Consider the following 12415-nt stretch of genomic DNA (forward strand, 5'->3'; position numbering starts at 1 on the left):
CCCGCGCGCGGCGGGGTTTGTCAGAACGAAACGGGTTATGCCGCTTCAGGTTTACGGTGCTTCTCTGGCAGCTTTACCGGCTGTGTTGCCAGCTCGTCCGGTTCGAAATCATCGACGTTAATACTACGCAGACGGCTCTCTTCGGCTTTTACCAGAATTGCTGCTTCAGCATTATCGATAATGCCACCTGACAGCGCCTGTTTCGCCAGTTCATCCAGACGGGTGAACGGCAGGTTTTTGCCCAGTTGTTTGCAGATCTTCTGATGAATTGGGTCGGCGGCCATTACATCAAGCAGCGCCTCTTCCAGCAGACCCACCGGGTTATGTGGCGTAGGGGCCAGGTACTGACCACGGCCGATACGGGAGCGTGTCGCACTCGGTACCTGCAGGATTTTCGCCACTTTGTGGTCCAGCTTGTCGGACGGTGCCAGGTGGTGACGACCGGTCGGGAAGATCACCACGCGCAGGGCGCCCGCAACAAAGCGGTTCGGGAAGTTCGCCAGCAGATCGTCAATCGCCTGTTCTGCCTGATACATCGCATCCTGAACGCCCCAGTGTACCAGCGGCAGATCCGCTTCCTGACGGCCTTCATCGTCGTAGCGCTTCAGGACCGCAGACGCCAGGAAAATCTGGCTCAGCACGTCGCCCAGACGGGCAGAGATCCGCTCGCGACGCTTCAGGCTACCGCCGAGAACAGCCATGGAAACATCCGACAGCAGAGCCAGGTTGGCGCTCAGACGGTTCAGATGCTGGTAATAGCGTTTGGTCGCATCACCGGTTGGCGTCGCGCTGGTAAGACCGCGCGTCAGGCCGAGCCAGAAGCTACGCACCTTGTTGCTACCCACATGACCGATATGTTTGAACAGCAGCTTATCGAAAGCATCCACGTCATTATTCTGCGCAGCGGCCATCTCTTCCAGCACGTACGGATGGCAGCGAATCGCCCCCTGACCGAAGATCATCATGCTGCGGGTCAGGATGTTGGCACCTTCAACGGTGATGGCAATCGGTGCGCCCTGATAGCCGCGCGCCAGGAAGTTGCCTTCGCCGAGCATAATGCCTTTACCGCCTGCGATATCCATCGCGTCAATGATCGACTGCTGCGCGCGGTGGGTACAGTGGTATTTCACAATCGCGGACAGCACGGCCGGTTTTTCGCCCAGCATAATGCCGTAGGTAATCAAAGATGCGGCGGCATCCATCACGTAGGCATTACCCGCAATACGCGCCAGCGGCTCTTCGATACCTTCCATCTTGCCGATGGAGATTTTGAACTGACGGCGGATGTGGGCGTATGCACCAATCCCCATCGCCACAGATTTCAGGCCACCAGTAGAGTTCGACGGCAGGGTAATGCCGCGGCCAACCGACAGACATTCCACCAGCATACGCCAGCCCTGACCGGCCATTTTCGGACCACCGATAATGTAATCAATCGGCACAAAGATGTCCTGACCGCGGGTCGGACCGTTCTGGAACGGCACGTTCAGCGGGAAGTGACGGCGACCAATTTCAACGCCTGGGGTAGAGGTTGGGATCAGCGCACAGGTAATGCCCAGATCTTCTTCGCCGCCCAGTAGTTTTTCCGGGTCAGAGAGCTTAAAGGCCAGACCCAGCACGGTGGCGATTGGCGCCAGGGTGATATAACGCTTGTTCCAGGTCAGGCGCATGCCCAGCACCTGCTCGCCCTGCCACTCGCCCATGCAGACTACGCCGGTATCCGGGATCGCGCCTGCATCGGAACCCGCTTCCGGGCTGGTCAGCGCGAAGCAAGGGATTTCCTGACCACGCGCAAGACGCGGCAGGTAGTGATCTTTCTGCTCTTCGGTACCGTAATGCTGCAGCAGTTCACCCGGGCCTAAGGAGTTAGGCACGCCAACGGTAATCGCCAGGATCCCGGAGACGCCCGCCAGCTTTTGCAGGACGCGAGCCTGAGCGTAAGCGGAGAATTCCAGACCGCCATACTCTTTCTTGATGATCATCGCGAAGAAGCGATGTTCTTTCAGATACGCCCACAGCTCTGGCGGCAGATCGGCCATTTCATGGGTGATGGCAAAGTCGTTTGCCATGCGGCACGCCTCTTCCACCGGGCCGTCAAGAAAGGCCTGCTCTTCAGCGGTCAGACGCGGCTGCGGATAGTTATGCAGCTTTTTCCAGTCCGGGTTGCCCTGGAACAGGTCGCCTTCCCACCAGGTGGTACCGGCATCAATCGCTTCTTTCTCAGTCCGCGACATTGGCGGCATTACTTTGCGGAAGCCTTTGAACACCGGCGCGGAGATCATCGACTTACGCATCGGGGTAAAGTTAAACGGCAGAAGAATGATGGCCAGCGGAACTAAAAGCCAGATATTCCACAGACCAGCGACGCCAAGTGCAGCCGTCCAGGCCAGCAGAATCACACTACTCAGGAATAAACTGACGCGGTGATAGAACAACACACCGAGCAGTACAACAGTTGCGAGAATGCTCAAAATCATCATAAAGAAAAGCTCCCTTGCTTGTAGGAGGTCTGACCACTTGTGATGATATGGTTGTAGTTGATGTTATTTCCTTTAGCAATGTGTTTACAAAATAATTACAACCGGGCTCACATTGTTCGTGTTTTCGCCGGCACGAAAAAGCAAAACGCCGGAGGATTCGCATGGCTTTAGCTTCTCGCTTTTCCCGCTATCCGGTACACTCCACTGTGTTATTTCATCAATACTGAAGGATTATCCTCATGTACCAGGATCTTATTCGTAACGAACTGAACGAAGCGGCGGAAACGCTGGCTAACTTTCTGAAAGATGATGCCAACATTCACGCTATTCAGCGCGCGGCGGTCCTGCTGGCCGACAGCTTTAAAGCGGGCGGCAAAGTGCTCTCCTGCGGTAACGGTGGTTCCCACTGTGATGCCATGCACTTTGCAGAAGAGCTGACCGGACGCTATCGCGAAAACCGTCCGGGCTACCCGGCGATTGCGATTTCCGACGTCAGCCACATCTCCTGCGTAGGCAACGACTTCGGTTACGACTACATCTTCTCCCGCTACGTTGAAGCGGTAGGCCGTGAAGGCGACGTGCTGCTGGGGATCTCTACCTCTGGCAACTCCGGCAACGTGATCAAAGCGATCGCCGCCGCGCGTGAAAAAGGGATGAAAGTCATCACCCTGACCGGTAAAGATGGCGGTAAGATGGACGGTACCGCGGATGTCGAAATTCGCGTTCCGCACTTCGGTTATGCTGACCGTATTCAGGAAATTCACATCAAAGTGATCCACATCCTGATTCAACTGATCGAAAAAGAGATGGTTAAGTAAGACTTCGCTGGGGGCACTCTTGCCCCCGCTGTTGTGGAGGTGATGTATGTGCGAACTGCTCGGGATGAGCGCCAATGTGCCAACCGATATCTGCTTTAGTTTCACCGGGCTGGTGCAGCGCGGTGGAGGAACCGGGCCGCATAAAGACGGCTGGGGCATTACCTTCTACGAAGGCAAAGGGTGTCGCACGTTCAAAGATCCACAGCCCAGCTATAACTCACCGATTGCCAAACTGGTGCAGGACTATCCCATCAAGTCCCGCTCGGTGATTGCGCACATCCGTCAGGCAAACCGCGGCGAAGTGGCGCTGGAAAATACCCATCCGTTTACCCGTGAACTGTGGGGGCGAAACTGGACCTACGCGCATAACGGGCAACTGACGGGCTATAAGTCGCTGGAGACGGGGAATTTCCGCCCGGTCGGCGAAACGGATAGCGAAAAAGCCTTCTGCTGGCTACTGCACAAGCTGACGGAACGTTATCCTCGTACGCCCGGCAACATGACCGCCGTGTTTAAATACATCGCGACGCTGGCATCCGAGCTACGTGAAAAAGGCGTGTTTAACATGCTGCTGTCAGACGGACGCTATGTCATGGCGTTCTGTTCGACGAACCTGTTCTGGATCACGCGCCGTGCGCCGTTTGGCGTTGCAAAGCTGCTCGATCAGGATGTGGAGATAGACTTTCAGAAAGAGACCACACCGAACGATGTGGTCACAGTCATTGCGACGCAGCCGCTGACGGGCAACGAAGCCTGGCAAAAGATCATGCCAGGCGAGTGGGTGCTATTTTGTCTCGGGGACCGTGTAATTTGACGCCAGCTGTGGATGGACGACTTCGTGGCTCAGCGGTTTGCTGACCACGTAACGGCCATCTACGATAGAAACCACAGGCGGCTTGTGGGTCTGCTCAAAGTAGTCGTAACCCGGCTTCAGCTGTTTCCAGAAATCGGCGTAATAGGAGTACTTATGGCGGGCCATGTTGGCATCCGTCATACGGAACGGATAAATGCTGACCTGAACGTTAGGCTGCCCGAACACCAGCGCGCCTGTTACGAACTGGAAAATTTCATCAATGCCGGCATCGGTCATCGCATAACAGCCGATAGACACGCAGGCACCGTGGATCATCAGGTATTTCCCTTCATAACCGTGAGCACGGTCATAGGCATTGGGGAAACCGATGTTAATGGCTTTATAGAAGCGGCTGTCCGGTTTGAGCTGGCTACGCTGAACGTTATAAAACCCTTCCGGACTTTTAAAATCACCCTGGCGCTGTTTTGGCCCCAGCCCGCCGGAGTAATTACAAATTTTGTAGCTATCAAGCAGCTGATATGTCTCGCCCATTTTCACAAATAGATCGAGCGTGCGTTCTTCCTTGAAGATTTGAATATAAACCGGCGATCCCATTAACTGCTGTTTATATTCTTTGCTGATCGGCGTCGTGGAGCTGTTGCTGCTGAGCAGCCCGGCAAACGACATGCACGGAATCAGAAGCATCGCAATGAACAATGCGATTTTACGCATACTACAAGTTCCTTGATAAAACGTAGACCAACTTGCCAGGGCGGCAAAAGAGACCCGAAATCAGATTATTCTGTTAGGAGCGCTCACATTAGCACCGCTATAGATTTTCGCAAGAGTCGGGCGATGAGTTTACAAATTAGTTTTACTTTATAAACCATCAAAATCACGCTGGCTCCAGGAACTTTGCGTATTAGCTCGCAATTTGGCGCACCCGCAGGCGGATCCCCTGCCCGTGAGAAGGGGAAAATGGTACACTTCGCGCCCACTGGATTGTTGTTTATGGAAACCTGCTAACCACATGTTTAAAATAAAAAAAGGACTTAATCTGCCGATTGCAGGCGTGCCCGAGCAGCACGTTTCGCCCGGTGCAAGTGTCCGTCATGTCGCCATCGTAGGCGACGATTATCTGGGAATGCGCCCCTCTATGCTGGTTCAGGAGGGCGATCGCGTTATCAAAGGGCAGGCGCTCTTTGAGGATAAAAAAAATCCCGGCGTGCTGTTCACTGCTCCCGCCAGCGGCACCGTTGTGGCGATCAATCGTGGCGAGCGCCGTGTCCTTCAGTCGGTGGTGATCCGCATTGAAGGCGATGAACAGCGTGAGTTTGCCCATTACGACGCCGCAGAACTCGCGTCGCTTAGCCGGGAAACTGTGCAGGCTCAACTGCTGGCATCCGGTTTGTGGACGGCACTTCGCACGCGTCCTTTCAGCAAATCCCCCGCTCCTGATACGGCCCCGGCTGCCATATTCGTGACGGCCATCGACACCAACCCGCTCAGCGCAGACCCGCAGCCCGTTATTCTGGCGCAGCGTAAAGCCTTCGATGCCGGGCTGACGGTTTTAACGCGCCTGACGCCCGGAAAAGTTCACGTCTGCCAGGCCGGCGGTGGCAAGCTTGGCGGCCATCCGCAGGGGCAGGTCACGTTTAATGAATTTTCGGGTCCACATCCGGCTGGGCTGGTCGGCACCCATATTCACTTCCTTGAGCCGGTGAGTCTGAAAAAACAGGTCTGGCATCTTAATTATCAGGACGTCATTGCCATTGGTAAGCTCTTTACCACTGGCGTTCTCTGCGCTGAACGGGTCATCGCTATCGGCGGTCCGCAGGCTGCAAACCCGCGCCTGGTAAAAACGCTTCTGGGAGCCGATCTTAATGACCTGCTTTCCGGGGAAACGAAAGAGGGTGAAAACCGCCTGATTTCCGGTTCAGTACTCAGTGGGCGCCGTGCAGTTGATGCGCATGCGTACCTGGGCCGTTTCCATCTTCAGGTGAGCGTTGTGCAGGAAGGGCGTGAGAAAGAGCTGTTCGGCTGGGTGCTGCCGGGTGCAGAGAAATACTCCGTGACCCGCACTACGCTGGGTCACTTCCTGCGTCATAAGCTCTTTAATTTCTCCACCAGCACGAACGGCGGTGAGCGCGCAATGGTCCCGATTGGCAACTACGAACGCGTGATGCCGCTGGACATTCTGCCCACCGTGCTGCTGCGCGATCTCCTTGCCGGTGATACCGACGGCGCGCAGGCGCTGGGCTGTCTCGAGCTGGATGAAGAAGATTTGGCGCTGTGTACCTATGTGTGTCCAGGTAAATACGAATATGGACCCGTATTGCGCGAGGTGTTAACCCGCATTGAGCAGGAAGGATAACGATGGGCTTAAAACACCTCTTTGAAAAAATAGAGCCGCATTTTACCGAGGGTAAACTGAAGAAGTACTACCCGCTGTACGAAGCGACGACGACCATTTTCTACACGCCGGGTCTGGTGACGAAAGGGGCGGCGCACGTTCGCGATGCCATCGACCTGAAACGCATGATGATCCTGGTGTGGTTTGCGGTCTTCCCGGCCATGTTCTGGGGTATGTACAACGTGGGGCTGCAAACCATTCCGGCGCTGCATCATCTCTATGATGCGCAGCAGCTGGCGCAGGTCATTCAGTCTGACTGGCACTACCGCCTGGCACAGTCGTTAGGCGTGAGCTTCGCGGCGGACGCGGGCTGGCTCAGCATGATGACGCTGGGGGCGGTATTCTTCCTGCCGATTTATATGACTGTCTTTATCGTGGGCGGTTTCTGGGAAGTGCTGTTCGCCATCATCCGCAAACACGAGATTAACGAGGGCTTCTTTGTTACCTCTATCCTGTTTGCGCTGATTGTGCCACCTACGCTGCCACTCTGGCAGGCGGCGTTGGGGATAAGCTTTGGCGTCGTGATTGCCAAAGAGATCTTCGGCGGGACCGGGCGTAACTTCCTGAACCCGGCGCTGGCGGGGCGTGCGTTCCTGTTCTTTGCCTACCCGGCGCAGATCTCAGGTGACCTGGTGTGGACGGCTGCTGACGGTTTCTCCGGTGCGACACCCCTTTCCCAGTGGGCGGCAGGCGGCGGTGAAACGCTGGTCAATAATGCGACCGGCCAGCCGGTGACCTGGTTTGATGCGTTTATTGGCAACATCCCGGGCTCCATCGGGGAAGTGTCTACCCTGATGATTTTGCTCGGTGGGGCGATCATTCTCTTTGGTCGCGTGGCCTCCTGGCGCATCGTCGCAGGCGTGATGCTCGGGATGGTGCTTACTGCCACCCTGTTCAATCTCATTGGTTCAAACACGAACCCGATGTTCTCTATGCCGTGGTACTGGCACCTTGTGCTGGGCGGTTTTGCGTTTGGCATGATGTTCATGGCCACCGATCCCGTCTCGGCCTCGTTTACCGACAGAGGTAAATGGTGTTACGGCGCGCTCATTGGGGTGATGTGTGTATTGATTCGCGTGGTCAACCCGGCCTATCCGGAAGGGATGATGTTGGCCATTCTGTTTGCCAATCTGTTTGCGCCGCTGTTCGACTATCTGGTCGTGCGCGCCAACATTAAGCGGAGGAAGGCGCGTGGCTGAAGTCAAAAATAACGACAGCATCAGCAAAACATTGCTGGTGGTTCTGGTGCTTTGCCTGGTCTGTTCCATTGTCGTCGCCGGTTCTGCCGTCGGGTTAAAACCGCTGCAGCAGGAGCAACGGGCGCTGGATAAACAGCGTAACATCCTGGCCGTGGCCGGGCTGATGCAGGAAGGCATGACGAAGGACGACGTCTCAGCCGTGTTTGCTGAACGCATTACCGCACGGCTGGTGAATTTAAAAACCGGTGAACTGATGGATAAAGACCCGGCGAAATATAACCAGGCGCTGGCGCTGAAAGATCCGCAGATGAGCACTTCGCTTGATGCCTCTCAGGATCCGGCAGGGATTAAGCGCCGCAGCAATATTGCGGAGATTTATCTCGTTCGTGACGAGCAAAAACGCGTGCAGGAAGTGGTTTTGCCCATCTATGGTAACGGCTTGTGGTCAATGATGTACGCCTTTGTGGCGCTGGACACCGATGGCCGCACGGTCAAAGGCATTACTTATTATGATCAGGGCGAAACGCCGGGGCTGGGTGGCGAAGTTGAGAACCCTAACTGGCGTGCGCAGTTTGTCGGTAAAAAAGTACTCGACGATAACGGTCAGCCTGCGCTTAAGGTGGTGAAAGGGGGCGCGCGTCCCGGTGATGACTTCGCCGTTGACGGTCTTTCCGGGGCCACGCTCACCTCTAACGGGGTGCAGCACAGTTTTGATTTCTGGATGGGTGAACTGGGCTTTGGTCCCTTCCTGAAAAACGTACGTGAAGGAGCGCTAAACAATGGCTGATACGGGTGAACTGAAAGAAGTTAAAAAGGTGCTGATTGGCCCACTTTTAGCCAATAACCCGATAACGCTGCAGGTGCTGGGCGTCTGCTCTGCCCTGGCGGTGACGACCAAACTGGAAACGGCGGTAGTGATGACGCTGGCAGTTACGCTGGTGACAGCGTTCTCCAGCATGTTTATCTCAATGATCCGCCACCACATACCCAACAGCGTAAGGATCATCGTCCAGATGGCGATCATCGCTTCGCTGGTGATCGTCGTTGATCAGCTGCTGCGCGCGTTTGCTTATGAAACCTCGAAGCAGCTTTCGGTGTTTGTCGGCCTGATTATCACCAACTGTATCGTGATGGGGCGCGCTGAAGCCTACGCCATGAAAATGCCGCCGCTGGCGAGCTTTATGGATGGGATCGGCAACGGTCTGGGCTACGGCGTGATCCTGCTGACGGTCGGTTTCCTGCGCGAGCTTATTGGCAGCGGCAAGCTGTTTGGCATCACGGTGCTGGACACGGTACAGAACGGCGGCTGGTATCTGCCAAACGGACTGTTCCTGCTGGCCCCAAGCGCATTTTTCATTATCGGTTTGCTGATCTGGCTGATTCGTACGTTGAAGCCCGAACAGCAGGAAAAGGAGTAACCGACAATGGCTCATTACCTGAGTTTATTTGTGCGCGCGGTGTTTGTTGAAAACATGGCGCTCGCCTTCTTCCTGGGCATGTGTACGTTCCTTGCCGTTTCCAAAAAGGTCTCGACGGCATTTGGTCTGGGCGTGGCGGTCACCGTGGTGTTGGGGCTTTCCGTTCCGATTAACAACCTGGTGTTCAACTTTGTGCTGCGGGACAGTGCGCTGGTGGAGGGGATTGATCTCAGCTTCCTGAACTTCATCACCTTTATCGGGGTAATTGCGGCGCTGGTGCAAATCCTGGAGATGATCCTCGATAAGTATTTCCCGTCGCTGTACAACGCGCTGGGGATCTTCCTGCCGCTCATCGCCGTAAACTGTGCCATCTTTGGTGGCGTCTCATTCATGGTTCAGCGTGATTACAACTTCAGTGAATCCGTGGTGTATGGCTTTGGATCCGGTATCGGCTGGATGCTGGCGATTGTTACCATGGCGGGGATCCGCGAAAAAATGAAATATGCCAACGTCCCTGCCGGGCTGCGTGGCTTAGGGATCACCTTTATCACCACCGGCCTGATGGCGTTGGGCTTTATGTCCTTCTCCGGTGTGCAGCTATAAGGGCTAAAAGATGGAAATTATTCTTGGCGTGGTGATGTTCACGCTGATAGTACTGGTGCTCTCAGGGCTGATTCTGGCGGCGCGCGCGAAGCTGGTCAATTCCGGTGATGTGGTCATTGATATCAATGACGATCCCCAGAATCAGATCCGTACCCCGGCAGGGGATAAACTGCTTAATACGCTCTCCGGAAACGGGATCTTTGTCTCGTCAGCCTGCGGTGGCGGCGGCTCATGCGGGCAGTGCCGTGTGACGGTGAAAGAGGGTGGCGGTGATATTCTGCCCACAGAACTGTCGCATATTACGAAACGTGAAGCGAAAGAGGGTTGTCGTCTGGCATGCCAGGTCGCGGTGCGTCAGAACATGAAGATTGAGCTGCCGGAAGAGATCTTCGGCGTGAAAAAATGGGAGTGCGAGGTTATCTCTAACGATAACAAAGCCACCTTCATTAAAGAGCTTAAGCTGCGTGTGCCTGAAGGGGAGAGCGTCCCGTTCCGTGCGGGGGGCTATATCCAGATTGATTGTCCGGCACACACCGTGGCGTATGCCGACTTCGACGTGCCTGAAGAGTACCGTGCCGACTGGGATAAATTTAATCTCTTCCGCTTTGTTTCCGAGGTCAAAGAGCCCGCGCTTCGCGCCTATTCCATGGCTAACTACCCGGAAGAGAAGGGCATCATTATGCTCAACGTGCGTATCGCCACCCCGCCGCCAAACGTGCCACATGCCCCGCCGGGCGTGATGTCGTCGTACATCTGGTCCCTCAAGCCTGGCGACAAAGTCACCATCTCCGGTCCGTTCGGGGAGTTCTTTGCCAAAGATACCGACGCAGAAATGGTCTTTATCGGCGGGGGCGCGGGTATGGCGCCGATGCGCTCACACATCTTTGACCAGCTCAAGCGTCTTGGGAGCACGCGTAAGATCAGCTTCTGGTATGGGGCACGTTCCCTGCGCGAAATGTTCTATGACGATGAGTTCGAACAGCTGGCGCGTGAGAACCCTAACTTTACCTTCCACGTGGCGCTTTCCGACCCGCAGCCGGAAGATAACTGGACAGGCTATACGGGCTTCATCCACAACGTGCTCTATGAAAATTACCTCAAACAGCACCCGGCACCAGAAGACTGCGAGTTCTACATGTGTGGTCCGCCAATGATGAACGCCGCTGTGATCAAGATGCTGAAAGATCTCGGCGTGGAAGATGAGAACATCCTCCTTGATGATTTCGGAGGCTGATCATGTTGACCTTTCTGGCGACCTTTGCGGTGTTTGTGCTGGTGGTATTCGGCATGTCATTAGGCTGGATCATCAAGCGTAAAAGCATTCAGGGCAGCTGCGGCGGGATCTCTTCTCTCGGAATGGAAAAGGTCTGCGACTGCCCGGAACCGTGCGATGCGCGGAAAAAAAGAATGGCCCGCGAACAGCAGCGCATTATTTAGTCTTGTTAGTCGGGTAAGGCGAAGCCGCCACCCGACAATTCCCACGTACACTTCTCAACCCTCATTTGTTTACTGTATACTTATCCAGTGATGAGTGAGGGCTTACTATGCGCAAAATAATCCATGTCGATATGGACTGCTTTTTTGCCGCAGTGGAGATGCGTGACAACCCGGCGCTGCGGGATATCCCCATCGCCATTGGCGGCAGCCGCGTACAGCGTGGGGTGATCAGCACCGCCAACTACCCTGCGCGCAAATTTGGCGTGCGCAGCGCCATGCCGACGGCGATGGCGTTAAAACTCTGCCCGCACCTCACCCTTTTGCCTGGGCGCTTTGAAGCCTATAAAGAAGCGTCGAACCATATACGGGAAATCTTCTCCCGCTATACCTCACTGATTGAGCCGCTATCCCTGGACGAAGCCTATCTTGACGTCACCGACAGCCTTCACTGTCACGGCTCCGCCACCCTGATGGCGCAGGAGATCCGCCAGACCATTTTCAACGAGCTGAATCTCACCGCATCGGCAGGCGTCGCGCCGGTAAAATTTCTCGCTAAAATCGCCTCCGATTTAAATAAACCCAACGGTCAGTACGTCATCACCCCCGAAGAGGTGCCTGCGTTTTTGAAAACGCTTCCGCTTGGTAAAATCCCCGGCGTAGGCAAAGTCTCCGCCGCGAAGCTGGAAAGTATGGGATTACGCACCTGCGAAGATGTGCAGCGAAGCGATCTGGCTATGCTACTCAAGCGTTTCGGAAAGTTTGGTCGCGTGCTGTGGGAACGCAGTCAGGGCATTGATGAACGCAGCGTAAGCAGCGAGCGGTTGCGTAAATCGGTTGGTGTTGAACGCACGCTGATGGAAGATATTCACGACTGGTCCGAATGTGAATTCATCATCACTGAACAGCTTTATCCTGAGCTGGAAAGGCGCTTAGCGAAGGTTAAGCCCGATCTGCTCATCGCCCGGCAGGGCGTGAAGCTCAAGTTTAACGACTTCCAGCAGACTACGCAGGAGCACGTCTGGCCGCGTCTGAACAGAGACGATCTTATCGCGACGGCAAAAAAAGCATGGGAAGAACGGCGGGCAGGGCGCGGAGTAAGGCTGGTGGGGCTGCACGTCACACTGTTGGATCCACAGTTAGAGCGTCAGTTGGTTTTGGGATTGTAGATTACGCCAATCGTAGGCCCGGTAAGCGTAGTGTATGACCGGATACATAGGTGACAGATCAGACCGGGAACATAGGTAACACTTTTAG

At 55.2% G+C, this 12415-nt stretch carries 12 protein-coding genes; 10 read left to right on the forward strand and 2 right to left on the reverse strand.

Going from position 1 to position 12415, the window contains the following annotated elements; translation table 11 throughout:
• Positions 1–35: 35 nt before the first annotated feature.
• Positions 36–2480, reverse strand: a complete 2445-nt coding sequence (gene fadE, locus ACOTYN_RS22780; RefSeq protein ID WP_332959153.1) for an acyl-CoA dehydrogenase FadE — start codon at positions 2478–2480, stop codon at positions 36–38.
• Positions 2481–2719: 239 nt separating this feature from the next.
• Here fadE and lpcA point away from each other — a divergent pair, with 239 nt between their 5' ends.
• Positions 2720–3298, forward strand: a complete 579-nt coding sequence (gene lpcA / locus ACOTYN_RS22785) for a D-sedoheptulose 7-phosphate isomerase (RefSeq protein WP_013095727.1) — start codon at positions 2720–2722, stop codon at positions 3296–3298.
• Positions 3299–3344: 46 nt separating this feature from the next.
• On the forward strand, positions 3345–4112 hold the full coding sequence (locus ACOTYN_RS22790; RefSeq protein WP_014882671.1) for a class II glutamine amidotransferase: 768 nt from the start codon (positions 3345–3347) through the stop codon (positions 4110–4112).
• Here the strand turns inward: ACOTYN_RS22790 and dpaA are convergent.
• Entirely contained in the window at positions 4083–4823 is a 741-nt protein-coding gene (gene dpaA, locus ACOTYN_RS22795) for a peptidoglycan meso-diaminopimelic acid protein amidase (protein ID WP_014882672.1), read from the reverse strand. The genes ACOTYN_RS22790 and dpaA overlap by 30 nt on opposite strands.
• 298 nt (positions 4824–5121) lie before the next feature.
• Between dpaA and ACOTYN_RS22800 the strand changes: the two genes are divergently transcribed.
• From ACOTYN_RS22800 to dinB, 8 genes are all read left to right on the forward strand, one after another.
• Complete coding sequence (locus ACOTYN_RS22800) at positions 5122–6465, forward strand: Na(+)-translocating NADH-quinone reductase subunit A (protein WP_023332159.1); 1344 nt, start codon at positions 5122–5124, stop codon at positions 6463–6465.
• A gap of 2 nt (positions 6466–6467) precedes the next feature.
• Positions 6468–7703, forward strand: a complete 1236-nt coding sequence (locus ACOTYN_RS22805; protein ID WP_014882674.1) for an NADH:ubiquinone reductase (Na(+)-transporting) subunit B — start codon at positions 6468–6470, stop codon at positions 7701–7703.
• Complete coding sequence (locus ACOTYN_RS22810; protein WP_014882675.1) at positions 7696–8490, forward strand: Na(+)-translocating NADH-quinone reductase subunit C; 795 nt, start codon at positions 7696–7698, stop codon at positions 8488–8490. Before ACOTYN_RS22805 ends, ACOTYN_RS22810 begins: the two co-directional genes overlap by 8 nt.
• On the forward strand, positions 8483–9121 hold the full coding sequence (locus tag ACOTYN_RS22815; RefSeq protein WP_014882676.1) for an NADH:ubiquinone reductase (Na(+)-transporting) subunit D: 639 nt from the start codon (positions 8483–8485) through the stop codon (positions 9119–9121). The genes ACOTYN_RS22810 and ACOTYN_RS22815 overlap by 8 nt, the downstream gene beginning before the upstream one ends.
• 6 nt (positions 9122–9127) lie before the next feature.
• Complete coding sequence (gene nqrE / locus ACOTYN_RS22820) at positions 9128–9724, forward strand: NADH:ubiquinone reductase (Na(+)-transporting) subunit E (RefSeq protein WP_006810004.1); 597 nt, start codon at positions 9128–9130, stop codon at positions 9722–9724.
• A 10-nt stretch (positions 9725–9734) separates the two neighbouring features.
• Positions 9735–10958, forward strand: a complete 1224-nt coding sequence (nqrF, locus tag ACOTYN_RS22825; RefSeq protein ID WP_014882677.1) for an NADH:ubiquinone reductase (Na(+)-transporting) subunit F — start codon at positions 9735–9737, stop codon at positions 10956–10958.
• Between the two features lie 2 nt (positions 10959–10960).
• The gene (nqrM, locus tag ACOTYN_RS22830; RefSeq protein WP_014882678.1) at positions 10961–11161 is read left to right on the forward strand and encodes a (Na+)-NQR maturation NqrM; all 201 of its coding nucleotides are present in this window, start codon (positions 10961–10963) and stop codon (positions 11159–11161) included.
• 107 nt (positions 11162–11268) lie between these two features.
• Positions 11269–12327 carry a DNA polymerase IV gene (gene dinB, locus ACOTYN_RS22835; RefSeq protein ID WP_014882679.1) on the forward strand — a complete coding sequence of 353 codons (1059 nt, stop codon included), beginning with the start codon at positions 11269–11271 and terminating at the stop codon, positions 12325–12327.
• The last annotated feature ends 88 nt before the right edge of the window (positions 12328–12415 follow it).

The sequence above is a fragment of the Enterobacter cloacae complex sp. IR5458 genome, from assembly GCF_049238025.1.
Classification (GTDB): Bacteria; Pseudomonadota; Gammaproteobacteria; order Enterobacterales; family Enterobacteriaceae; genus Enterobacter; species Enterobacter kobei.

What these genes read in the sequence shown, in the direction of transcription:
- fadE (WP_332959153.1), bottom strand. Translation starts at nt 2,480, where the DNA reads ATGATGATTTTGAGCATTCTCGCAACTGTTGTACTGCTCGGTGTGTTG.
- lpcA (WP_013095727.1), top strand. Translation starts at nt 2,720, where the DNA reads ATGTACCAGGATCTTATTCGTAACGAACTGAACGAAGCGGCGGAAACG.
- ACOTYN_RS22790 (WP_014882671.1), top strand. Translation starts at nt 3,345, where the DNA reads ATGTGCGAACTGCTCGGGATGAGCGCCAATGTGCCAACCGATATCTGC.
- nqrM (WP_014882678.1), top strand. Translation starts at nt 10,961, where the DNA reads ATGTTGACCTTTCTGGCGACCTTTGCGGTGTTTGTGCTGGTGGTATTC.
- ACOTYN_RS22815 (WP_014882676.1), top strand. Translation starts at nt 8,483, where the DNA reads ATGGCTGATACGGGTGAACTGAAAGAAGTTAAAAAGGTGCTGATTGGC.
- ACOTYN_RS22800 (WP_023332159.1), top strand. Translation starts at nt 5,122, where the DNA reads ATGTTTAAAATAAAAAAAGGACTTAATCTGCCGATTGCAGGCGTGCCC.
- nqrE (WP_006810004.1), top strand. Translation starts at nt 9,128, where the DNA reads ATGGCTCATTACCTGAGTTTATTTGTGCGCGCGGTGTTTGTTGAAAAC.
- dpaA (WP_014882672.1), bottom strand. Translation starts at nt 4,823, where the DNA reads ATGCGTAAAATCGCATTGTTCATTGCGATGCTTCTGATTCCGTGCATG.
- ACOTYN_RS22805 (WP_014882674.1), top strand. Translation starts at nt 6,468, where the DNA reads ATGGGCTTAAAACACCTCTTTGAAAAAATAGAGCCGCATTTTACCGAG.
- dinB (WP_014882679.1), top strand. Translation starts at nt 11,269, where the DNA reads ATGCGCAAAATAATCCATGTCGATATGGACTGCTTTTTTGCCGCAGTG.
- nqrF (WP_014882677.1), top strand. Translation starts at nt 9,735, where the DNA reads ATGGAAATTATTCTTGGCGTGGTGATGTTCACGCTGATAGTACTGGTG.